The organism is Neobacillus sp. SuZ13 (assembly GCF_030123365.1).
In the GTDB taxonomy this organism is placed as follows: Bacteria; Bacillota; Bacilli; order Bacillales; family Cytobacillaceae; genus Neobacillus.
The window spans coordinates 2,593,306-2,617,332 of record NZ_CP126107.1 but is presented as its reverse complement, the minus strand read 5'-3'; the positions used below and the strand labels follow the sequence as shown (position 1 = coordinate 2,617,332).

The window sequence follows — 24,027 nt, the reverse complement described above, 5'->3', positions numbered from 1 at the left end:
GCCAAGTGCTATGAGCGAATATTGAGTTTCTATGAGCGAATAATGGACATTTATGAGCGAATCCCACGTTACAATGAGCGAATTAAGATGCATCAATCTTTCAGAAAAAAAGCAAAATTTAAATAAGGGCCTCTCTTGATTGGATGAGGCCATAAGTTCGATAGGTATTATTTCATTTTAATAGGAGTTACGACAGCATATAAATTTTCAGATAGATCATTTACCTTTATTTCAATTACTTTATATTCAGTTCCTCCGACGTTAAATGCATGTTTAGTTGTTTTAATTTTAAATTCATGGTTGTTCATAATGATTTCTTCCTTCCAATCAAATTTCTCACAGAAGCTAATTTATGTTAATGGAGAAGAAACGTGCATTATTATTAACAAAAAATTATTTATTAGTTGCAATTTGTTTATCCCCCATAACTTTCAACTTGACTCATCTTTCTCTACCAATATCTTTCTCAACATGACCTTATTTAAATACTTCATTCCAACTATGCTAAGATTCATCCAAATCCAGCTATAAAACTGGCCAAACAGGAAAACTCCTGCTACCACTGTTCCACTTATTCGGCTTGAAACTGAAGGTCCTAATACGGGGAATTGAATTATGTAAAGTAAGATAAAAATACCTGCTGAAAGACAGGTTCCGCCCATTAACGAAACCATTGATCCTGTTTTAAACCGTTTAAATCCTATCCCAAGGGCAATGCCGAGAAGACCGGTGGTAAATAGGAAAACCAGGACTTCACTAGGTTGCAGGATGACCAATAAAAAAGCAGTGACAGCATATGTTAAAAGACCGATTCGGATGGAAATGACCATCGCAAGAACAATCGGTCCGGTAGCCATGATGCTGAACGCATAACCAATCCCACCTATCAAACCCGCTGATTGCAAGATGGCAGCGATCGCACCTAACAGGCTGCCGAGCACATGCTTTATATTCTTGGTATACAGAACGGCTGTAATCTTATGTTTCTTTTTAAATACGCCCAAAGTCCAAGTTATCAATCTCATAAGCATCCTCCCCAACTGGTATATTGCGGTCCGATCTGCAGATTTTCCTCATAAGATATTGATTGAATCCATCTCTAACATCTATTCTTCGATCAGCAATTGATGCATTCTTTTTAATCGAAAATCGGAAACACTTTGGCTCTATAATCTTTGATACCAAGCGATATTCTTAAGAAATTTTTAGGGTTTGCCCATTTAAATCAGGACATCTCCCCACTCTTGTACGTATGAATATACTGCAGTATGGAGGTGTCAATCGTGAAAGGACTTTATATAGACGATCCTTTAGGCAGGAATCAATTAAAGGAATGGGAAAAGAATGCTATAGAGAAATTTTCCACTAAAATGAGTGACAAAGAAAAACCCTTTCCCTGTATCCCTGCAACTATTGGATTCTCTAAAAATCAACTGCGATACAGCTTTATTGGGGATCCGAGAGAACCTTCTACTCTATATGAACTTGCGGAAGCATTGAGTAGTTATACTGAAGTTTCTAGGAATATCGGAGGCTACACATCACTGATTGTTTTTTATGAAACGCCCGAAGACATGAAGGACGCCTATCAGGTTGAAGATTACGAACAAACATTTTGGAAGCATCTTAGCGGCTTAAGAAGCATCGACCAATTTGATTGGCCAGAGGATTTACCAATGGACCCCCATCATCCTGTTTGGGAGTTTTGCTTTAATGGGGAGCAATACTTTATGTACTGTGCAACACCTGCCCATAGGAATCGAAAAAGCAGGCATTTTGATGAAATGTTGCTCGCTATTACTCCACGCTGGGTTCTCCAAGAATTTAATAAGTCGCCCCATTTTGCAAAGGGGATAAAACAACAAATTAGAAAAAGGCTGACAGCCTACGATTCTGCTCCTATCCATCCCGATTTAAACAGCTATGGTGCAGAGGATAATTTTGAGTGGCGGCAATATTTTCTTCGTGATGATGATACATCATTGGCCAAATGCCCCTATCATCGGATTCTCAACTTATTTAAATCCAACAAATGACCGCAGGAGAAACCGCCTGCGGTTATTTTATTGCTTTTTAAACAAAAAGGACCTTTTTAGGACCAAGTTCAAGGCGAGGAGTTATCTGTCGGTCGAGTTCCTCTTAGTGAGAAAAGGTTCTATCGTTATTACTTTTGTTTCCTCCGGTGCCACCAGCTCATTTTTTGCGTTAATAATTAAATCTAGAGCCTCTTTGCCAAGTTTTTCGTAATCATGGTTAATCGAGGTTAGACTCGGTGTCAAAATATCGGCGACAAATGAATCATCATAGCCGACAAAGGCAAATTTATTAGGATCGATCTGTTTCTGATTGCATGCAACTAGCGCTCCGGAGGCAATCATATCATTCATACAAATAATCGCAGTAGGCAGCTCCTTGTTTTCCAGCAGCTTTTCCATCGCTATTTGTCCACTTCCTACCGAAAAACCGCTATAAATATGCCATTCTTGATGATAATCCAGACCATTTTCCAACAGGTTCTGCCTAAATCCCTCTACTTTAATATCGGTTGATGTTATTCCCTGCTTACCTCCAAGTAAGCCGATGTTTTTGTGCCCGACTTGAACTAAATGCTCCACAATCATCTTCATCCCTAACCGCTCATCGGATCTCACCTGATAACAATCGACACCGGACATCTCTCCATTGACCATCAACACAGGGATCTTTTTCATCACTTCGAGAACTTCTAAAGCCTCTTCCGCTTCCGTTACCGATTTGTTGATCCGGCCTCCCATCATGATAATGCCTTCGACCTGGCGTTCTGAGAGAACCTTAAGATAGACAGACTCCATTACACTATCATTCATAGAATTACATAGGAAAATCGTATAGCCCTTTTTTTGTGCGTATTTTTCTAACTCGATGCAAAAGCTTGAGAAGAATGGATTCGTGATGTCTGGCAAGATTAATCCAATCATCTTCGTTTCTTTTTTGGACAAACTTCTCGCAATACTGTTTGGTTGAAAATTATATTCCTGTATTTTCGCTAGTACTTTTTCTTTTGTTTTTTTGCTGACGGGATAATTGCCATTTAGGACACGGGAAACCGTCGCAGGTGATACGTTTGTTGCTTCGGCAATATCATAGATGGTGAACGTTTTTTTATCCACTGGAAAGCCTCCCTTCTTTGAAAAGTATCTTTCTTTCAATTGTAATCTATTTTATTAGATAAATGGTAGATGTTCAGGTGAAAGTGGCTGCGGAGGAATAAAGGTGATAAAAAAAGTCATAGTTGAGGACGTTTTCATCCTCAACTATGATCTAGTGGATTACCTATATTTCACAGTATATGTTTCTGTCTGAAGACCATCCTCCGATTTTACGGTGATTACCGCAGTGTCATCTTTTTCAGAAACCTGATAGGAGGCAAATAAGTCATTAGTGACCGCTGTTACTATTGGATCTTTCACTGCTTTTTCCTTTACCTCATACGTCAATTGGTCAGCTTGGAAATCCTTTAACGGCTTCCCATCGATTAAGATGCTCTCAAGCGTTGCATCTTCCCCAATGCTTGGGTCAGCCTTCGTGACATCTCCATTTCCAAATACCTCAATTTCCGAAATCGCGATGCATGTATTCGGCATCGCCTTCATCACCACTCGGATTTTCGAGGTGGTAACTGGTGCAAACTTCACCGTTAAGTCCTTTGTTGCATTCACATCTAATTGGGTTCCCTCGATTGCCTTCCACTGGGTTCCATCCCAATATTCAAGATTTAGTGATGCTGGTGGTCTCGTACCGCCGCCATCATCATAAAAATGGAAATCAATTTTAGATATTGTATCTTCACGGTCAAAATCGATTGCTACCCAATCTTCTGGTCTCCAGCTGTTGGGATCCCAATTCGTCCAACGCTCTGAAGAGATTTCTCCATTGTTGACATTGGTTGTTCTATCATATTGTCCGGTAAAGGAAGCTGATACCTTTGGAAACTCCTGTCCAGAATTAGGAAGGTTTAGCGCAATGTTCTGCAATGCAGGTTTGGTAACTTGGATATTGGCAGTTACTTTAACATGACTATACGGGATCGAGCCTTTTACTGCAAACTTGCCAAGACTTTCAAACTTACTTGGATCAATTGATTCCCACTTCACACGTACGTTTCCTTCTGTACCGTTTTCAAGTTTAGCAGGTACAAAATCAGGAAGTGCCGGGGCTTTGCCTGGAACAGTTTTCACCTTAATCGGTTCTACACTCTCCACCTTGCTGACGGTTACATTAGCGATAGCCGGGATGTTCGTTCCCTCTACTGTACCTCTTACTGTAAAAGTGTTTTCCCTGTCATATTGTTCAGGGGCAATTGGATCCCATTGGACAGCTTTTTGTACTTTTTCTCCGTCACCATAAATCGTGGTCACTTCCTGCGGCATTTCCGGTGCGATCTTTTTCTTCGTTACGACCACATTGGCTGGCTCAATGTCCACAATTCCAGCCTTATTGATGATCCATGTCTGATTCTTTCCTGCGTTAGCAGACCAGACATCGACACCTGCATCTTCTTTTGTTGATTCACCGCCAACTTCGAGCAGCTGACCGTTGGCTGTGTTAATGAACGTGAATTGTTGGTTGCCGGAGGTGGATAACTTCCATTTTTGGCTAGTTTTGTCTTGATCGGTTTGAATCACTGCGGCCCCATTTTCAACACCAATTACCTTGCCGCTATTTGTGTCTTTGATTTTATACTCTTCCTTTGAACTGTATCCATCAGTCACTTTTTGAATGCTCCATTGCTGGCTCGCTTTATCGCGGTCATAGGTTTTTTGCACAACCTTGCCATCCTCTTTCACATCCAGGACCTTGCTACTGTTTAGATTGCTTATTTTGTAATGATCTTGGTTATTTAAAAATCCAGCCACGTCATTAACTCCAGATACACCGGATACAACGAATGTCGTAATTGATTGTGCTGGAACCACAGCTTCTAATAGATCATCCTTTACCTTGATGGCTGCTTTTTGCTGCAAATTCTCGGTAGCAGATGTTACATATGGCGTTGCTGAAGCTGTCTTATTCACTGTTTCAAAACCAGATAAATCGAAATCGATTGCTTTTTGTTCTGTCGATGAATTGGTATAAACGACCACAACAGAGTCATCTTTCGAATCAATTGCTGCTAACGTATTTTTGTCGTTTGAGTTGATAAACTGATCGCCAGGACGGATAAATTTACTATAGTTACCTACGGCGTAGTACTTTTTATTTTTGTAGATTTTAAAATCGCTGAAATCCTTTGCAGCAAAGTCCACCTGTATCAGACCCCAGTTGCCATTTTCATGCTCTGGTCTCATATTTACTTCATCCTCAACTGCTTGCCAAAGCACCCATGCTTCCGGCTCAAGCTGCTGGATATCCGCTTGAATTCTTTCCGAGATGGCAAGACCAGTCTTAATGTCCTCGTGATTTTGGCCGCCGACACTTAGGTCAACCTCCGACATCCAGAGTTTTTTATCCGCACCTTTGGCAATATCTCTAGCACCAATTCTTTCTCCTGTTCCGTACGTATGTACATTCAATTGGCCAATATTATTGCGGGTGTCGGTATTGTACGCGTCCCAGTTTTTTCGGAATGTTGATGGATTGGTTTCGTCCATTGCCGATACAACTGTTCCCAATCCTTTTTCGGTCAATTGCTGTTTGACCTCATTAATCATTTTCGCTTGTGAAGCCGGTGACCAGTGTGATCCTTCCTGTCTGCCCTTGGCACCCCAGTAATTCGTATTCGGTTCATTTACCGGTGAAAGCGTTTTAAATTCAATGCCGGTTTGTTGCTGTAAATGGTCAACAACTCCCGTTAAATAGCTGGCAAAATTCTTATATTGATCGGACTTAAGGTTATCATTATTAGAATTCCAGTTTCCAGATACGTATCCGCTTTGCGTCATAAAGTATGGTGCTGAGTTCGAAAAGGCTTCGAATGTATCTGCTCCTCTAGACTTAGCTGCCGTCAGCCACCAGCGCTGGTTAGCATCAGCATCCCAATTCCAATGTTCAGGATTTGTCGGGTCCCACCAGTTCTTCGGCTCTGTCCATCCTTCTGTGTTTCCATTCGGCGGTCCAAATTCGGCCGGCCGATTCCAATAACCTGGGACTGCTCCGCCTAGGCGCATGTATGGAGTAGTTTCTGGTGAATCACCACCACCGATATTATAACGAGCTATATTAAAATTAAGTCCATCCTCGCCATAAAGGGCATCGGCTAATTGGTTTTTGATTTCATCCGGCCAGCCGCCTGTAATATTGGCAAACCAAACAAGTGCTGTTCCCCACCCATCAAAAGGTGCTTGTTGATAACTTGGATCTAATTTCACCATTTCTGTGATTGTGCTTGATGGAGTAACTTCAGCCGCAGATACCTTAGGTGTTGCTGCAGGTGCGAGCAGACTAAGCGTAAGGGCCGTAGCCGAACCGCATGTTAAAACCTTTTTAGCTATTTGCTTAATATGAGCTTTTGTCATGTTATCATCCCCCTTTTACTATTTTCCTAGATTGAAACAGTTACGGTTTGGATCACCTCCCAAATAGTGGTATTATAGAAACCGGTTTCTATAAAATAGAAAAAAACACCTTATTTATCTGAAGTAGTTATGTATGAATCAATTGGAAGTAAAGTCGTGTGGTGTATTCCAAGGAGTAGAAACCGGTTTCTATTTCAAATAGATGTCTGTTAATTCTGAATACTCACCTTGAGTATTAATATAAAATTTGCCCTGGGTGCTGTCAATACGAGAGGAAATTTTTGGTTCTTTATTCCTATCTAAAATAGGTCTTTGGGACTCTGTCAAAGTATGCCTAATGTTAAGGGTCTGTTTTCACTGAATGTTGATTTCACTGTGTTTGAAAAATAAACGGAAAATTCCGCTTAAATTGGGAAATACCCTTATTTCCTTAAAAATAAAGGAAGTTTTTCCGTTTATATGTTCCAAATCGTTGGATTTTGTCTTATTTAGACAGTTAATCGGAATTTTTCCGCTTATATCTGCTTCTTAAGCTTCACCTTTATACATTAACCGGAAATTCTCCGTCTATGAATTCCCATACCTTCACAAAAATCAAAGTGCTCGACAAGTCTTGTCCGTAAGATCTTGTATTACTGACATTTTCCCCTGGCGCTTGATGGCAAAAACAGTCCAAAAAAGAAACAGAAGAACTCTCCTCTGCTTCTTAAACGGATATTTTTCTTTCCCCGATCTCTTTAAGGCCTGCGCGGATAAGCAGGAAGACCACTACCCATGAAGCTAGCATTAAAAATATCTGTCCAAAGGGGAACATACCTTTTATCGGAGTGTCCCATAGTGCATGCATCAAAACCACTAAGACGAAGACACGTAAAAACCGAAAACGGAATAGCATCCTAAGATCAAAAGGATGGTCCCCTTGTACTCTGCAAAATGCAGCACCAGTCAGCGCTGCCCAGGCAATATGGCCGCCGGGTGCAAAGATTCCACGCCATAGGATTGTATTGTAGAGATTTGCACCATCCCCAGAAAGCAGTGCCCTTAGAGCATACCCCGCGGTTTCAAACGCTGCAAATCCTGCACCTACGGCAGCTCCAATGAGAAGGCCATTTAGAATATATCTGTATTTTCGATACCGAACAAACGTAATGACCGTTATCGCTTTGGCCAGCTCCTCAGCTATTCCAATCGTAATCGGATTGATATTGTTTTTTAAAATATTGAAAAACACAAGTGCGACCAACATGGAGAGAACACCACCGATCAACACAACATAAAACACTCGATAAAAGGCAATATTTTGCGGCGCATTCATCTCCCAGAAGAAGATCAACGTTGTAAACGGAACAGCAAATGCTCCAACGATAATAAGTCCAGGTAAAAAATTCACATTTCCAAAATAGGTCACACCCATGTAAAATCCTGCGAAGGCAAGAAGCGCAATGATAAACACCCTTGCAAAAAGCCACGGTTTCGGCCATGTGTCTTTCACTTCCGAAATTTTGGGTGTCGTTAGTGCCGTTCCCACGATAAACAGCCGTTCAGCTTCCAGTTCAGTATGATTTCGGAAAACACGCGAAAATACATTTTGAAATTTCGGCTCGATCGTTCGTTCGATTTTTGGAACCATATCAACATAATGGGCAAACTCATAGAAATAGCTGTTTTCATCCTCTTGTGCGTTATTTTTAAAAAACTTTTCGCCGCAGCTTAAGCAAAACTTCACTCCATCTGGATTGGAATAAACACATTGCGGGCATTTCAAACACCTTCACCCCTTTTGGTTAGCAAAAAAACATCCTCACCAAGAGGATGCCCAAAAATAGGTAAATTATTTGAATAAATGATTACTCCTCTAATTTTGAGTAGTCTTCTAAACTATCCCTTTTTAGAGGCTTTTGATTAGCTTCATCTCTCCATTCTTAGGGATGAATTCACTGACGTTTTCAAATTTTTCTTCCCTTTTAGACTGGTTTCGGTCCTCCACGACATATTCCTTAAAGGAACAGCAAAATAGCTTTCGGGCAACCTTGCCTTTTTCGCCAACTAAGTTAAACCATCCTTGTCCAACATAAAAAGGATTCGTGAGAATATTATCAATGACATACGTGATTCGCTCTTTTTCTTCCCCTGGATTAAATTTTGTTTTAGCAGAAAGAGCCAAGATAAAATAGTTTTTATACCGGTCAAATTCCAGTAATTGAAGATGATACTTGTTTCGCTGCCTTTGATTGAAATCACTCAGGACTATTTTGATACCTTTTTCAACATCGATTTCAAATTTACTTGCATCCTTCCAGGTCGATAAACGGGAATCAAAAATGGACAGAGTTAAGATATAATAGGCTTCAAATTTTTGGGGATCAAATACTTCATTACCAGCCTTTTCATCCTCCGGTACCACAATATAGTTTTTATAGTCAGCAAAGAAATTTTCAATCATATCGAATACCCTCTTTCATACCTTGATAGAATGGATGAATAATATGGTTTGTCTATTTTTATCAGCGACTATTAGCAATATGAAAACAACATTCTGCATTAGCTTTTCATACAATTTTTCAAAAAATCTGACAAATCAACTTCCATGAACCACTGAATCTAAATTGTATAATATATATTCTTTTATAAAAATTAAAAATCCTGCTTAATCTTGCAAAAATCCTCATCTTCCACGCTTTTAATTAAAAAGTCCCATGACAGAATGAATAATTTGTCGTGTATTCGAAAATGCATTCTAATTTGTATCGAATTTTGCCAAAATAAATGGCTCAGTAATGTAATTACTAAGCCACTTTCCATAAGCTATGCTAACATCTTACATATTTACGCTTGAAACCAAGTTTTCCTCTATCAATTTCCTTTTGAATATTTTCGGAAGCAAGAAGAATACTGCTTTTTTTCTTGTCCCGTTTGATTTCTACTGGTCCTACGGCTTTTGCCGTTTCAACCGCTTTTTCATGTAGCGGCAAGTAGGAAATCCCCACGGTGTAGATAAAATTATTCATGGCGGATTTCGTTCGATCCGGAGAATCATGAATCGTATTTTTCACCTGATCAAGCATACTGGACATCTTGCTTTCGCTGAATTCACTGTCTGGACGATTCCCTAAAAGCCAACAGTAACAGCTCCAGCCTGCCGACATTTTTAGTTCTTCCCCGCTTGCGATCCATTTGTCTGCAACATCTTGCGCAATATCAGTTTCAGCCAGCGTTACGGCAACCACATAATCAGAAATCATATAGAAATACGCCCCATCAATCCACCGCTCAAAATCTGCCTCTGTCATGATCATGGGGTCCGCAATGATGCCGGCAAAATACATGGCATCGTAGTTCCCGGTGGCGTAAAGCTGATCAGCTAATGGCTGATTTTTCTTGATTTTCTTCGCGAGTGGCTTCATTGCACCCGTAGCCACCCCATAAAGAGGTTCGTGTGCACCATTACTTATGTATATCTTTTTCGTTCGTTCCTTGCCAAGCGCGTCCAGTTCCTGCATAACCATTTCAAAATCTATCATTTTGCACTTCCTTTCTTTTTATCGATCCTTTGTTACCTTTCAAATTCTGTTCAATATCTGATTCGTTCAGAAGATATTGAATTTCATTATTTATTTACTGACCGAACAAACATACCTATTTCATATTATACTTTAAAGTTATCATACTTTGTCTATTTTTGTATTTTTTTAAATTACTCAACTCTTTTTATATTAAAAAGAAGGAAAAGTATATTCATTTGAAGCAAAGGATAAAGAACATGTTTTTTCGGAAATATCTATACTTTCCGTTATAGTATGCAGTGTTATTATAAATAATCTCGTTAATCTTCCACTGCCTTTCACTTTCATTTTGCCTCCTTCCATTCATATTATGTACAGAATTTATCAACTCCATATTGAGTTAAACTCCCGTAAGTGACACAACAAAAAAGGATCTACTCCATATTGATGTAAAGCCCTGTTAATTTAAGTACAAATTTCCACAAGCTCAAATTTAAATTCAAATAAGGTCCAACCTCATCCACTTTCCTTTTTGTCACGAAGTGTTCAAATCTTTTTGACTTATTTTTGAACAGATTCATAAAGAACTCCAAATTTAAAATTTATGAATTTATAATAGCGATGTAAACAAGTTGATAAAATTGTTAATAGCTTATGATACTTATTCAATCATTCATACTAAATATGAGAAAGTGTAAATTGTAGAAAAATAGAAATCAAAAATCATTCACTGGAGGTTATTTATTAATGAGTATGTTTTGTTTTCAATGTCAAGAAACCGCAAAAGGAACGGGTTGTACAGTTGTAGGAGTTTGTGGAAAAAAAGATGATTTAGCAAATATGCAAGATTTATTGATTTACACGATTAAGGGAGTAGCGATTGTGAATACAATGGCTCGTGAAATCGGGATTAATCAAAAGAAAACAGATCAGTTTATCGTTAATGGTCTTTTTATGACGATTACTAATGCAAATTGGGATAAAAATGAATTTTTTAATACAGTAAGAGAAGGTTTAAAGCTCCGGGAAGAAATTAAAGCGGCAATACTAAATGCAGGGTATACTTTAGACAACAATAGTGATTTTGTCACTTGGTATGGTGAAACAAATCTTCAGCTTGAAATGAAATCTGCTTCTCAAGAAGTTAGTATTTTAGCGACCAAAGATGAAGATATTCGTTCATTAAGAGAGTTAGTGACTTACGGTTTGAAAGGAATGGCTGCCTATTTAGAGCACGCGGCAAATCTTAGCTATGAAAATGAAGAGCTAGATGCGTTTATGCAAAAAGCACTTGCAATGATCACAGATGACTCTGTAGGTATGGAACAATTGATTGAACTTTCAATGGAATGTGGAAAGTACGGCGTTCATGCCATGGAGCTTTTAGATACTGCAAATACATCAACATATGGTCATCCTGAAATGACAAAAGTAAACATTGGTGTACGTCAAAATCCGGGTATTTTAGTCAGCGGTCATGACCTAAAGGACATGGAACAGTTATTAAAACAAACAGAGGGCACGGGAGTAGATGTATATACACATAGTGAAATGCTTCCAGCGAACTATTATCCTGCATTCAAAAAATATGATCATTTTGTCGGTAATTACGGAAATGCATGGTGGGAACAAACTCGTGAATTCGAGAGCTTTAACGGCCCGATTTTAATGACAACAAATTGTATTGTACCACCAAAAGAATCTTATATAGGAAGAATGTATACCACTGGGGCAACGGCTGTTGAGGGTGTAACACATATTCCTAAAAATGAAGATGGTTCAAAAGATTTCTCCGTTATTATTGAGCATGCAATGAAATGCCAACCACCAGTAGAAATTGAAAAAGGTGAAATTATTGGAGGATTTGCACATAATCAAGTGGCTCAAGTAGCTGATCAAGTGGTAGAAGCGGTGAAAAATGGTGATATTAAACGATTCTTTGTCATGGCTGGTTGTGATGGCCGCCATAAGAGCAGAACGTACTATAAAGAGTTTGCCGAAGAGCTTCCAAAAGATACGATCATTTTAACCGCCGGTTGTGCAAAATATCGGTACAATAAACTAGATTTAGGTGATATCAACGGTATTCCAAGGGTACTTGATGCCGGTCAATGTAACGATTCCTACTCTCTAGTCATGACTGCATTGAAGTTGAAAGATGCATTCGGATTGGAAAGTGTAAATGAATTACCATTATCTTACAATATCGCTTGGTATGAGCAAAAAGCAGTGATCGTTTTCTTATCTTTACTTTACTTAGGTGTGAAAAATATTCACGTTGGACCAACATTACCAGCTTTCTTATCACCAAACGTAACGAACTTCCTAATTGAGAATTTTGGTGTAGGCGGCATTTCAAATACTAAAGACGACCTGGAAATGTTCATGAACAGCTCAATTGAAATTCAAGAAAGTACATTACTTTAATCATAGACTAAGGTCCAGACTGAGATGAAGGATAAAATAATGATATAGGGAGAGCCTCAGTGGCTTTCCTTTAATTTTATCCGTTTATATAAAACACCCCTTTTTTTATTCACTTATAATTGGACATATAAACTAATTAAGTTGTTAAGAGGAAAACATTGATACCATGTATCTGAACAATGATGGAACTAACCGGGACGTTAGAAAAAAACAGCGAAAGCTAGGACATACATTTATTATACATCCTAGTCCCCCACTGTTTGTATTGTTGGTGCTGTCTCTAAAAGTATAGTCGTTTTTCATCAAACCGATTATGTTACAAACTGGGGAGATTTGGTTGCGTTCATCCTCCAAAAGGAAACAACCTGTTCCGTATCTGCCACCATCCCAAAATAGGTATCCACGGTTTTTAAGGTCATTTCGTGTTCTTCCTTCGAAAAAGCCGCGCAAGCATCGTTCATGAGCACGATTCGATAATCCAGCATAAACCCGTCTCTTGCAGTTGATTCCACGCAAAGATTCGTACTCACACCAGTTATAATTAGGGTTTCGATCTTAAGAGTTCGCAATATGGATTCTAACATAGTATGAATGAACCCACTGTAACGGTGTTTCTTAACGATGATGTCAATAGACTGTGGCTCAACTTCGTAAAATTCCGCTCCCCAGCTCCCCGTCTTGCAAATCGGATTTACACCATCCGGAAATCGGGAAAGCCAAACCTCAGAATCAGTTGTCTTATCATGATTCGTCTGTAGGAATATGATTGGAACTGAGTGCTCTCTTGCCGCATCCAACAAGTTGCATAAGTTCGGCATCATTTTTTTGACCGAACTAACGTCATTTCCACTTTTGGCAATCGCTCCATCGGGATGGCAATAATCGTTTTGCACATCCACGACGATGAGAGCCGTGTTTTTCCCCTCCAAGTTCATTTTTAGTTTTTCCAACCACTTCACCCCCTTTATCATGCTTAGTATCCCAAATCAAAACAGTTAATATTACAACAAGTGTATTAGGTCTATTATCCCGATTTAGGAACTGCCGATGATATTCATGGCATGCCAAAGGAGATGAAATTAGGAACATCTAAATTGAAAATCCTCTTATCATTACGATAAGAGGATTTATTTTACTTCTAAGGAGAAGGAGTAAAAAGCATCGCCATGAGACAAATTTTCTTCCTTTTCATCCATCCACCATACTCCATAAGAGAAATAATAAAGCCCTTTTTGTATAGGTGCTGAAAAATTATTATCCTTAACAACGATTTCAGTTTCTTTGTTATTACTTATCTGTATAACATGGAATTTATTTGGTTTTGGTTCATAATCCATCACGAAAGTTATATTCTCTCCAGATTTTACTTCTATTGGCTTTTTACCTTTTAATAGCTCAATTGGTCCGATAGAATCGACGCATTTACCTTTTCCATTCTCTTGCCAACAATAAGTACCAAGTGTAGTTTCAAATCTTTTATTATTAATTTCTATAAATGCTTTAGGAGGCTTTCCTCCTGACAATCCATTTTTTGAACAACCTAATATGGTAAGTCCAAAAAGAGCTATTAATACTAAAAAACATTTCTTCATACACATTCCCCCTATTAATGTATATGACGGAATAGTTTATAATAAGTTTCGACTCTTGTAGTTTCCTCTTTTCATGTCCCATTAAGAAATGAGATAAATATCGAATTAACAATCCCTGAAAAGGAATTAGCAGCTCCATGACATATCCAACTTGCTAAAAACCCGTACTTTAAATAGACAAAGCTAAATAGTATCCCAGGTAAGAAATAGACAGGAAATGAATAAAGGTCAGGTCCATGAACGAGAGCGAAGAAAAATGAAACTAGTATCACCCAGCCACTTATTAGTTTTTTATCTTTCATTTCAAATACTCGGTAGTAAACCTTATTCGCTATATTTCCTAAGAATATAAAAGGTTTTGAAATACTTTTATTCACATTTTTCTTTGCTATAAGAGGCTGTTTAATGAACGTATGATAGAGGGCTAGATACGGCAAATAAACAATAAGAAAAAAGCGGAATAGAAATTCTTCACTAAAAGGTCCTATGATCCCTAACAATAAAATCTCGCCGGCAGTAGTAAGTTCATGATGACCTAAATATTGAGCTTTACCAACCGTTAATGGCTCTTTATTAAATAATGCTGGAAAGTAGAAATAGGAATACATGAAAAAAAGCACCAATATTGCTAATAAAACGGGCAGCAATATCACTCTATCAAAAGCTTTGACTCTAATAAATTGTGCAAAGAAGTGCTTCCTTAGGTCCGGTGAAGCAATCCAGAAGAAAATTAACATAATTGTAGGTCCAAGGAAAATATCTATATCGTTATCAGAAATACCTAAATGAAACCAATCGTTCAAAAACATAATTGTTAGCATTAATAATAAAGAGGCTAGAAAAAATAATGATACATTCTTTAATATTCGCATGAATTCTTCACACCCTATGCCTTTTATACATAGTTATGAAGACAAGCTATTGTATATAACATTTCACAAGTGATCAGTAATTTTTATTTTTTTGTAGGCTAATGGTGTCATATTCATCGACTTTCGAAATTTATCAATGAAATAGCTCGTGCTGTTAAATCCTACCTGATAGGCAACATCTGTGACATTGGATTCTGGTTGTTGTAGCAAAATTAAACTTTTTTGAATACGATAATCGGTTACATAGTTCAAAGGTGATGTCTTTAAAATCCGTTTGAAATATCGACAGCATTCGGAACGGCTTAATTGACCAGCTCGTGCAATATCGTCTAAAAGGATTTTCTCACCATAATGTAGGTGGATCCAATTTAACATTTGCTTCATTCGTTGACTCTTAACCATTTCCGGTTGTTCGTACTCTAATTGAATTCCATTCATGATGAGGTTCTTCCAAATTAATGTGAGATGTAAGCTGATGTCGATTTCATTGAATGGTGGATTTTCTTTTATCAACTGATTAATTTTCATAATAGAGACCAAAATATTATTCGCCCAAGACTTCTTTGGAACTAAGGGTAAACAAGGAATATTAGTCGCTTCAATATAAGGGTGTACATAGGTTGGATAAAGTTCTTGTGATAAAACGAAGTTCGGAGAAACATTTAAACAAATATAGATGCAGCCCGAATCCTTATTATCTTTTGCCATGTGCAGGCAGCCGCTATTAATAAAAAGCCCCTCTCCTTCTTGAACAGCCATTTTTTCTTCATTAATTTTAAAGCTGGCCTCTCCTTTTACAACGAGCACAAACTGAAATTCATCATGCCAATGAAGTGGGATATATCCATTAATATTTTGGTTAATCGTGGTTTCGTAACAGGCAATAGGTAACACAACGGTACGATGCTCTGTTAATTCTTTTAAACTATGATCCACCATAAAATCTTTAATTTGCATACCCCACCTCAATATTCTTATATTTTATCATTCGATTTGAGTATTATTTTTGAAGTTCTCCACTTATTATTTAGAATATTATAACACTATTTTTATATTTTAAGGTGGAGAATCGAACATGAATCGACAAAAGGGAATCATTCTTGTTATAACGGGAGCAATATTTTGGGGAATTGGTGGCACAGTGGCAAAGAAGCTTTTTCAACAGTATCAAATCGATGTTGATTGGCTGGTAACGATCCGCTTACTTATAGCTGGTTTTTTACTCTTAACCGTTCAATTTTTGCGAAAAGACCGTTCCCAGATATTAGGTGTTTGGAGAACTCGAAGGACCGCCATTCAATTGATTATTTTCGGATTAGTGGGTATGCTTGCGGTTCAATACACATACATGGCTTCCATTAAACATGGAAATGCCGCTGTTGCAACACTTCTACAGTATTTAGCACCTGTTATGATTATCGTATACCTCATTTTCCGCAAACAAACAGTTCTAACAAAAAGAGATTTGTTAACTGTTATTCTCGCATTAGTAGGTTGTTTTTTCTTATTAACAAATGGCTCCATCTCTCAATTATCTGTGTCTACACCTGCAATCGTATGGGGTGTTTTATCTGGAATCGCTTTAGCCTTTTATACTCTATATGCCGTACCACTCCTTGCGCAATTCGACTCACTTGTCATTGTCGGTTGGGCTATGTTGATCGGTGGTTTTGCCTTAAGTTTTATCCATCCCCCTTGGCAAATGAGCTTTACTGGCTTAACGTTTGAAGCTTATTTTTATTTATTCTTCGTGATCATCTTTGGTACGATGATTGCATTTTGGTTTTATATAGAAAGTTTACAAAGTCTTCAACCGAAAGAATCAAGTCTTTTAGGTAGTATAGAGCCGCTTGCTGCCGTTTTAACAACAGTCTTTTGGTTAAAAGAACCGTTTGGTCTATTCCAATGGGTGGGTACTGCTTGTATTATTGGATTGATATTCTTGTTGGCGATGAATAAAGAGTCTTCATCCCGATCAAGCCTGCCACCTAAAAATGAAGAGCCCCTCAGAGTTAGTTGATTTGGGGGGCTTACCAGATATCTTCACAATCATTCATTTCTATTAATTTATTATTTACTTATAACAATCGATAATTTATAACTCACATAATTACTTAGGCTTGTTAAAAATTCATCTAATATTTCATTGGATGGAAATTTACACTCGAGAAGATAACAACTTTCCCCACTGATTTTGTAGTTATTCATGACAAACTGTTGTTGTGTTTTAACAAAGGACAAATAAGGTTGATGGTTCGTGCTTTTTGTATAGATATGTATAATAGCGTGAACGGCATATCCCATTTTTGCTTGATTGACTTTAATGCTATACCCTTCAATTATTCCATGATCCTCTAACTTCGCCACTCTGGCTGAAGCTGCCTGTCCGGTCAAATGGACTTTTTCACCTAATTCCTTCATCGTAATCCGGCTGTTCTTTGAAAGTTCATCAAGGATTCGCCTATCTGTACTATCTAACATTTATCAAATCAACTCCTTTCAATAATCAAGTGAAAGCGTAAAAAGACTTGATTTTATCTATGTAGTAAATTGCGGTCCTATTATAAACTATATGTACATTATTGAAAAGGAGCATAAGAATATGAATATACAACACATTCGAAATGCAACCATTGTTGTCCAATATGCAGGGAAGAAGTTTTTAATCGATCCATTTTTGTCTGAGAAGGGTACGTACCCGCCCTTTCGCAATTCATTAAGGCAAGATCAAAAGAATCCTTTAGTCAGTTTACCAAACTCCATTGAGGAGATTATTAATGATGTAGATGCTGTTATAGTAACTCATCTTCACCTAGATCATTACGATGATACTGCCAAAGATGTTTTGCCAAAACAGATAAGAATGTTTGTGCAAAATGAAGAGGATGCTGGAAAAGTTAGAAACGATGGTTTTAAAAATGTTGAAGTTCTACAAGAAGATACCGTTTTTGATGGGATCCAATTAATCAAAACAAAAGGTGAGCACGGACGTGGAGAAATTTTAAAACTTCTTGGTCTAGTGTGTGGGGTTGTCTTCAAACACTCAAGTGAGAAAACTTTATATGTAGCTGGAGATACCGTTTGGTATAAAGCGGTTCAAGAAGTTATCGAAACACATCAACCAGAAATCATTGTTGTAAATGGTGGTGATAATCAATTCCTTCAAGGTGGCTCTCTAGTTATGGGAAAAGAAGACATTTATGAAGTTTACAAGTCTGCTCCTCACGCTAAAATAATTTCTATTCATATGGAAGCTGTCAATCATTGGACTTTATCGAGAGTAGAATTGAAAAGTTTCATTCATTATAAAGGAATCTCCTCCAATGTATTAGTGCCAGATGACGGAGAATCATACTCCTTTTAAGAAACCAGAACAGACAGAAAAACATTTTTCTGTCTGTTTTGTATTCAAAAATCAAGAAGTAAAAATCACCTTAGATTTCAAGTTTACGGGTAGCAATCCATTTCACCATTTCAGGGTCCCTATGTGGAAAACGATGACGAAACGATTAATGCTTGAATCCCCTGCCAATGATGGGGTCCTTTTTTTGGAGGAAAAGGACCACTTTATTTAGAAATGAATTTGGCTGGTAATTCTTCGTAACTTAAAAAAGCAAGGCCCCAATTGGCCCTGCTTGTTATTTCACGATTACTTTCCCAACCATTCCTTCCTGGAAATGGTACCGGCAGATTAGTTCATATGTACCGGGATTTTTCGGTGTCACAGTAATAGTTGTTTCTTTTCCTGGCTGGACTTCGGTGTTAATTCCGAGCTTTTCCACGGTGAATGTGTGCGGTTTCTTACCTTGGTTCTTCAAAATCAATGTTGTCGTTTGTCCATTCGGAATAGTGATGTCCTTCGGATTAAAGTAATTATCATTCAATCCGACCGCTATCGCTTTTGCTGTCTCAACAGGCTTTGTTGTTAGACCAGATTCGGCGAATACATAATGTGAACCAATAGTTGACATCACGATAATCGTTGCAAATAAAACGACCCATCCAGTTAACCACTTTTTCAAATACACTCCAATCCCCTCCTTTCTTAAGTACTATTGTTTTCCAATTCATAAATTATTATCACGTTTTAAAAATTTATAGAATTTCTCCTGCTTTTTACCTTTGTCTATGAACTAGCATACACACTTTAACCAGCAATGACGATCCCAAGATAAGCGATAGCTGAATCAGCCTAAATCATTATGCTTTTTTTCATACAGACCTCCTCCTTTTCTACATTAAGCTTTTACCTTAATTCTCTGAAGTCTGAGTGCGTTGAGAACAACCGATACAGAACTAAATGCCATTGCTGCACCAGCTAACCAAGGTGCTAAGAAACCTGATGCTGCGATTGGAATTCCTATGACGTTATATGCAAGCGCCCAGAAAAGATTTTGCTTAATATTTGTGATCGTCTTTTTACTCATAAAAATCGCGTCGGCAATACCAGTTAAATCGCCACGAATTAGGGTAATATCGGCTGCTTCCATTGCCACATCGGTACCTGTACCAATTGCCATACCGATATCAGCTGTCGCAAGTGCCGGAGCATCATTAATTCCATCTCCGACCATGGCTGCTTTTTTACCAGCTTGTTGAAGCTTTTTCACTTCTTCTGCCTTCCCTTCAGGTAAAACTTCCGCTATGACTTTCTTAATTCCTACTTGTTCCGCAATTGCTTGCGCGGTTTGGGCATTATCACCTGTAATCATTACTACGTCTAAACCCATGCTATGCAAACGGGAAATGGCTTCCTTCGATGTATCCTTAATGGTATCCGCCACGGCAACTAAACCTGCATAGTGCCCATCGATGGCTACTAACATCGCTGTTTTCCCTTGCTTTTCCAAGTTCTCCATATTGGCCAGTACAGCTTGAACATTGACGCTATATTTTGCCATGAGTCTGCGTGTCCCGATTAATAACTGCTTACCATTCACCGTTGACTGAATACCGAAACCAGGAATAGCTTCGAAACTATCAGACGAACCAAGGTTTATTCCTTTTTCCTTTATACCTTCCACAATTGCTTCCGCAAGTGGATGTTCAGAGTTTTTTTCCGCCGTACCAACCAGCGTTAGTAATTCATTTTCGTTCACGCCTTCTGCTAAAATAACATCGGTTAAAGACGGTTTTCCGTTTGTCACTGTACCTGTTTTATCGAGAATGATCGTATCTAAGCGATGAGTTGTTTCAAGGTGTTCCCCACCTTTAAATAAAATCCCAAATTCGGCTGCACGTCCTGAGCCAGCCATAATTGAAGTTGGTGTAGCTAATCCCAATGCACAAGGACAAGCAATCACTAATACCGCAATAAATTTCTCAAGAGCATCCGCAAAATCGCCAGGATTTACACCGAAATACCATACTAGGAAAGTAATCATTGCTATTCCTACAACGATCGGCACAAAAATTCCTGAAATCACGTCAGCTAACCGCTGAATTGGAGCTTTAGAACCTTGTGCTTCTTCAACCACCTTAATAATTTGAGCTAGTGCTGTATCTTTTCCAACTTTAGTTGCTTTAATTTTCAAGAAACCATTTTTATTAATCGTTGAACCAATAACGGTATCTCCAACTGTTTTATCTATTGGAATACTTTCACCCGTTAACATTGATTCATCAAGGGCTGACCTGCCTTCCACAATTTCGCCATCAACCGGGACTTTTTCACCTGGTTTCACAAAAACTATATCCCCTTCTAAGACTTCCTCAATTGGGATTATCATCTCTTGACCATCACGAACGACTGTTGCATTTTTCGCCTGCAGTCCCATTAATTTTTTAATCGCCTCAGACGAACGTCCTTTAGCCTTTGCTTCAAACAGTTTCCCTAATAGAATTAAGGTAATAAGAACAGCGCTTGTTTCATAATAGAGTTCTACCATATGTGCACCGGAGCGAATCGAGCTAATACTTAAATATAAACTATAGAAATATGCTGCTGATGTCCCCAATGCAACAAGCACATCCATATTTGCACTCTTATTTCTTAACGCTTTATAAGCTCCCACATAAAACTGTTTACCAACGATGAATTGTACTGGTGTTGCCAAAGCTAACTGAACCCAAGGATTCATTAACATATCTGGCAACCAAATAAACCGTGTAAATTCAAAGTGGCTAACCATCGCCCACAATAATGGGAATGACAAGATCAGAGAAAAAATAAACTTCCCTTGCTGCTTTTCAATTTCTTTTTGACGATGGTCAACCTGTTCTCCTGCATTTTCTATCTTTTGTTCTAGGGTATACCCTAGCTTTTTAATAGCCTCTTTCATCTCAGAGACAGAGACCTGTTCAGGATTATACTCAACAAGGACGGTTTCTAACGCGAAATTGACAGGAGCTTTTTCAACGCCCTCTAATTTGTTTAGTCTTTTTTCAATTCTTGTAGCACAAGCTGCACAGGTCATTCCTGTTATCTGTAAGGTTGTTTCGTTTATTTCATTACTCATTGATATTCACCTCTTCTATACAGGTAGGGGGTATATTTTCTTGCTAAAGATAACGTGCATTTCGGGGCACGTTATCTCTAACATCCTATTCAACTTCATAGCCCTGGTCATCAATTGTTTCTTTGATCTTGCTTAAGGTGACTTCAGCAGGGGTAAATTCAACATCGACTGTTCCTTTAGCTAAATTAACCTTAACGAAATGAACACCATCAAGTTTTCCAACACTACCTTCAATTGAATTTACACAATGACCACAAGACATTCCATTAACATTTAAAGTAATCTTTTCCATTAATAATCACTCTCCCATTTATTTTTTCATTAATTTTTCTATAGTTAAAAGAACTTCATCTAAAACTTCTGTATCACCCTCGTTTATTCGTTCCAATACACACGTTTTTAAATGTCCATCTAGAAGAATTTTTGCCACACTGTTTAAAGCAGATTGTGTAGCTGAAATTTGCGTAATAACATCATCACAATAAGTGTCTTTTTCAATTAATCCTTTAATCCCGCGAATTTGACCTTCAATTCGATTTAAACGAGTAACCAGATTTTTCTTTACTTTATCGGAATGATGACTCTTTCTTTGATTAAAAAGATGACAAACATCGTTCATATTTTCTTCCATTTATCCTCTCCTCTATATTTTAAATTTACTATACCCCCCTATAGTATGTCAAGAAGTTAAAAAAAGTGCAGTATTGAAAAATACCTACTGCTCTTTTCACTATTTCGATAGAATTTTTCCGCTCTGTTTGGTTAATCTAATAAATTTAGTTTCACTTACAAATGTAGAACCCAACAGAAGTGCACCACCCAGCATTTGAATAGTAGTTATTTGTTCTTGGAGAATCATTGCAGAAATCAATATAGCTACAAATGGGTCAACATAACTTAACATAGCTATACTCTGCCCTTTTAATTTTTCCATACCAGAGAAAAACAACCAAAATCCAATCCCTGTATTAACAATCCCTAAAATGATAATAAAAGGAATGGAAGAACCTGATACTTCAAAGATACCAAAGCCGGAAGTCAAGAAAACATATGGCATTAGCAGTAAAGTGGTTGTTCCAAGCTGAATGATGGTCAGCTCTAACTTTCCCGTATCCTTAATAAATTTATTTAAAAGCAACAACGCAGCATAAAATGCACCTGCGATTAATCCAAAAGAAAGTCCCAGTATATCATCTGATTTGGATGCACTCACGCCTTCTCCTACAATCAATAACATACCTACGATTGCTACTCCAATACACACAATTTTTTTAATGGATAGATTTTCCCGAAGTACAAAGGGAGAAAGAATCATTACAAACACCGGTGCAAAGTAATACCCTAGCGTTGCATTGGCAATTGTCGTATAGTCATACGATTGATAAAGAAAAATCCAATTTCCACCCAATGCAATACCTGAAAGAATCAAAAATAAAGCATTAGATTTTACTAACTTCCATGAAATTTTTTTCTTCATCAACAAGAATATTAGCAGTAAAAATAAACATCCTAGGAAACTGCTTAATAAAGCTCTTTCACTCGATGATAGATCAATGAATCGAACAACCAAACCAATTGTACTGAAAATAATCATTGATAATATAAACTGAATTTTAGATTTCATCGTATACTCCTACTCTGTCAGGTGCTTTTTCCATCATATCACTCACATAAAACATCTATAGATACCCATCCCTTTCAAACTTGATATCTTATTGGGATTAGCATAACATACTCATATGTATTACAAAATTGAATGTTTCTCATGTTAGATATGATAAAAACGAATGTAAAAGAGGAAAAATTATGAATGTCCAAAAATATATGGCTTTTGTCAAAGCAGTAGAATACGGGAGCTTTACAAGAGCTGCTGATGCATTAAACTATACACAGTCTGGCATCAGCCGTATGATTAGCGATTTAGAAACGGAATGGGGAGTTTTCCTTTTTGAAAGAGGACGCGCCGGTATCAGTTTAACATCTGATGGCTTAAAGTTACTGCCTCATTTAAAACGAATATGTAATGAACAGGAAAATTTAATGATGCAGGTAGAGGAATTAAACAATATTCAATCTGGGATGATCCGTATTGGTACATTTTCAAGCGTGGCAACCCATTGGCTGCCTATTATTATTAAATTCTTTAAGAAGGATCATCCAAATATTGATTTTGAACTTCTGTTAGGAGATTATACAGAAATTGAAAACTGGATTATAGAGGGACGTGTTGACTTTGGATTTTTACGGCTGCCGACAAAAGCAGAAATTGAAACTATCTTTTTGGAGCAAGACCGATTGCTGGTTGTAATTCCTCTGGATCATCCGCTTGCTAATTGCGATAAGTTTCCAATCAACGAATTAATGAACAATCCATTTATTCTATTGGAAAAAGGAGCTAAAGCAGAAATCTCTGAAATTTTTGAGAGGCACCAAATTTCACCACAAATCCAATTTACAACATGGGATGACTATGCCATTATGTCTATGGTTGAAAATGGGCTGGGAATCAGTATATTACCAGAATTGATTTTACACCGTATTCCTTACCAAGTTTTAGCAAAAGAGCTTGAAGTTCCTGCTTTTCGAAATATTGGTATTGCTATGAGAGAGCATAAATCACTTTCACTTGCATCCAAGAAATTTTTAGAATATTTATCATATAGAAAGAGGAAGTGAAAAGT

21 protein-coding genes and 1 pseudogene are annotated in these 24,027 nt (G+C 37.7%); 5 read left to right on the top strand and 17 right to left on the bottom strand.

Going from position 1 to position 24,027, the window contains the following annotated elements:
- Positions 1-167 precede the first annotated feature (167 nt).
- Together QNH17_RS12580 and QNH17_RS12575 are read right to left on the bottom strand one after the other, a co-directional pair.
- Entirely contained in the window at positions 168-308 is a 141-nt protein-coding gene (locus QNH17_RS12580) for a hypothetical protein (RefSeq protein ID WP_283878998.1), read from the bottom strand.
- 123 nt (positions 309-431) lie between these two features.
- On the bottom strand, positions 432-1,025 hold the full coding sequence (locus QNH17_RS12575; RefSeq protein ID WP_283878997.1) for a YybS family protein: 594 nt from the start codon (positions 1,023-1,025) through the stop codon (positions 432-434).
- A gap of 258 nt (positions 1,026-1,283) precedes the next feature.
- Between QNH17_RS12575 and QNH17_RS12570 the strand changes: the two genes are divergently transcribed.
- Positions 1,284-2,036 (top strand): YqcI/YcgG family protein, encoded by a 753-nt coding sequence (locus tag QNH17_RS12570; protein WP_283878996.1) that lies wholly within the window; start codon positions 1,284-1,286, stop codon positions 2,034-2,036.
- Positions 2,037-2,117: 81 nt separating this feature from the next.
- Here the strand turns inward: QNH17_RS12570 and QNH17_RS12565 are convergent, their stop codons facing one another.
- The 5 genes from QNH17_RS12565 to QNH17_RS12545 form a co-directional block, all read right to left on the bottom strand.
- Positions 2,118-3,149, bottom strand: coding sequence for a LacI family DNA-binding transcriptional regulator (locus QNH17_RS12565; protein WP_283878995.1), 1,032 nt, complete (start codon positions 3,147-3,149; stop codon positions 2,118-2,120).
- A 159-nt stretch (positions 3,150-3,308) separates the two neighbouring features.
- Positions 3,309-6,494 carry a glycoside hydrolase gene (locus QNH17_RS12560; protein ID WP_283878994.1) on the bottom strand — a complete coding sequence of 1,062 codons (3,186 nt, stop codon included), beginning with the start codon at positions 6,492-6,494 and terminating at the stop codon, positions 3,309-3,311.
- Between the two features lie 706 nt (positions 6,495-7,200).
- On the bottom strand, positions 7,201-8,259 hold the full coding sequence (locus QNH17_RS12555; RefSeq protein ID WP_283878993.1) for a PrsW family intramembrane metalloprotease: 1,059 nt from the start codon (positions 8,257-8,259) through the stop codon (positions 7,201-7,203).
- A gap of 123 nt (positions 8,260-8,382) precedes the next feature.
- The gene (locus QNH17_RS12550) at positions 8,383-8,937 is read right to left on the bottom strand and encodes a hypothetical protein (RefSeq protein ID WP_283878992.1); all 555 of its coding nucleotides are present in this window, start codon (positions 8,935-8,937) and stop codon (positions 8,383-8,385) included.
- Positions 8,938-9,304: 367 nt separating this feature from the next.
- Positions 9,305-10,012, bottom strand: coding sequence for a DNA alkylation repair protein (locus QNH17_RS12545; protein ID WP_283879491.1), 708 nt, complete (start codon positions 10,010-10,012; stop codon positions 9,305-9,307).
- A 738-nt stretch (positions 10,013-10,750) separates the two neighbouring features.
- On the opposite strand from QNH17_RS12545, the gene hcp reads away from it, so the two are divergent.
- Positions 10,751-12,424 (top strand): hydroxylamine reductase, encoded by a 1,674-nt coding sequence (hcp, locus tag QNH17_RS12540; RefSeq protein ID WP_481858621.1) that lies wholly within the window; start codon positions 10,751-10,753, stop codon positions 12,422-12,424.
- Between the two features lie 311 nt (positions 12,425-12,735).
- Here hcp and QNH17_RS12535 read toward each other — a convergent pair whose 3' ends face one another.
- From QNH17_RS12535 to QNH17_RS12520, 4 genes are all read right to left on the bottom strand, one after another.
- Complete coding sequence (locus QNH17_RS12535) at positions 12,736-13,374, bottom strand: cysteine hydrolase family protein (RefSeq protein WP_283878990.1); 639 nt, start codon at positions 13,372-13,374, stop codon at positions 12,736-12,738.
- A 177-nt stretch (positions 13,375-13,551) separates the two neighbouring features.
- Positions 13,552-14,016: a hypothetical protein gene (locus tag QNH17_RS12530; protein ID WP_283878989.1), complete on the bottom strand. Its 465-nt coding sequence runs from the start codon at positions 14,014-14,016 to the stop codon at positions 13,552-13,554.
- 71 nt (positions 14,017-14,087) lie between these two features.
- The gene (locus QNH17_RS12525; RefSeq protein ID WP_283878988.1) at positions 14,088-14,888 is read right to left on the bottom strand and encodes a CPBP family intramembrane glutamic endopeptidase; all 801 of its coding nucleotides are present in this window, start codon (positions 14,886-14,888) and stop codon (positions 14,088-14,090) included.
- 63 nt (positions 14,889-14,951) lie between these two features.
- Positions 14,952-15,845 (bottom strand): AraC family transcriptional regulator, encoded by an 894-nt coding sequence (locus tag QNH17_RS12520; RefSeq protein WP_283878987.1) that lies wholly within the window; start codon positions 15,843-15,845, stop codon positions 14,952-14,954.
- Between the two features lie 118 nt (positions 15,846-15,963).
- On the opposite strand from QNH17_RS12520, the gene QNH17_RS12515 reads away from it, so the two are divergent.
- Positions 15,964-16,908 carry an EamA family transporter gene (locus tag QNH17_RS12515; protein WP_283878986.1) on the top strand — a complete coding sequence of 315 codons (945 nt, stop codon included), beginning with the start codon at positions 15,964-15,966 and terminating at the stop codon, positions 16,906-16,908.
- 50 nt (positions 16,909-16,958) lie between these two features.
- On the opposite strand, the gene QNH17_RS12510 is transcribed toward QNH17_RS12515, so the two are convergent.
- Complete coding sequence (locus QNH17_RS12510) at positions 16,959-17,369, bottom strand: Lrp/AsnC family transcriptional regulator (protein WP_283878985.1); 411 nt, start codon at positions 17,367-17,369, stop codon at positions 16,959-16,961.
- Between the two features lie 121 nt (positions 17,370-17,490).
- On the opposite strand from QNH17_RS12510, the gene QNH17_RS12505 reads away from it, so the two are divergent.
- A complete protein-coding gene (locus tag QNH17_RS12505) occupies positions 17,491-18,252 on the top strand; it encodes an MBL fold metallo-hydrolase (protein ID WP_283878984.1) in 762 nt (253 codons plus the stop codon).
- A 274-nt stretch (positions 18,253-18,526) separates the two neighbouring features.
- Here the strand turns inward: QNH17_RS12505 and QNH17_RS12500 are convergent, their stop codons facing one another.
- The 5 genes and pseudogenes from QNH17_RS12500 to QNH17_RS12480 form a co-directional block, all read right to left on the bottom strand.
- Positions 18,527-18,916: a cupredoxin domain-containing protein gene (locus QNH17_RS12500; protein WP_283878983.1), complete on the bottom strand. Its 390-nt coding sequence runs from the start codon at positions 18,914-18,916 to the stop codon at positions 18,527-18,529.
- A 210-nt stretch (positions 18,917-19,126) separates the two neighbouring features.
- A pseudogene (locus QNH17_RS12495) lies at positions 19,127-21,313 on the bottom strand (heavy metal translocating P-type ATPase); the annotation flags it as partial.
- Positions 21,314-21,431: 118 nt separating this feature from the next.
- Positions 21,432-21,638 carry a copper chaperone CopZ gene (gene copZ, locus QNH17_RS12490; protein ID WP_283878982.1) on the bottom strand — a complete coding sequence of 69 codons (207 nt, stop codon included), beginning with the start codon at positions 21,636-21,638 and terminating at the stop codon, positions 21,432-21,434.
- Between the two features lie 18 nt (positions 21,639-21,656).
- Positions 21,657-21,977 carry a metal-sensitive transcriptional regulator gene (locus QNH17_RS12485; protein ID WP_283878981.1) on the bottom strand — a complete coding sequence of 107 codons (321 nt, stop codon included), beginning with the start codon at positions 21,975-21,977 and terminating at the stop codon, positions 21,657-21,659.
- A 99-nt stretch (positions 21,978-22,076) separates the two neighbouring features.
- Positions 22,077-22,970 carry a DMT family transporter gene (locus tag QNH17_RS12480; protein WP_283878980.1) on the bottom strand — a complete coding sequence of 298 codons (894 nt, stop codon included), beginning with the start codon at positions 22,968-22,970 and terminating at the stop codon, positions 22,077-22,079.
- Between the two features lie 182 nt (positions 22,971-23,152).
- Here QNH17_RS12480 and QNH17_RS12475 point away from each other — a divergent pair, with 182 nt between their 5' ends.
- Positions 23,153-24,022, top strand: a complete 870-nt coding sequence (locus tag QNH17_RS12475) for a LysR family transcriptional regulator (protein WP_283878979.1) — start codon at positions 23,153-23,155, stop codon at positions 24,020-24,022.
- Positions 24,023-24,027 lie beyond the last annotated feature (5 nt).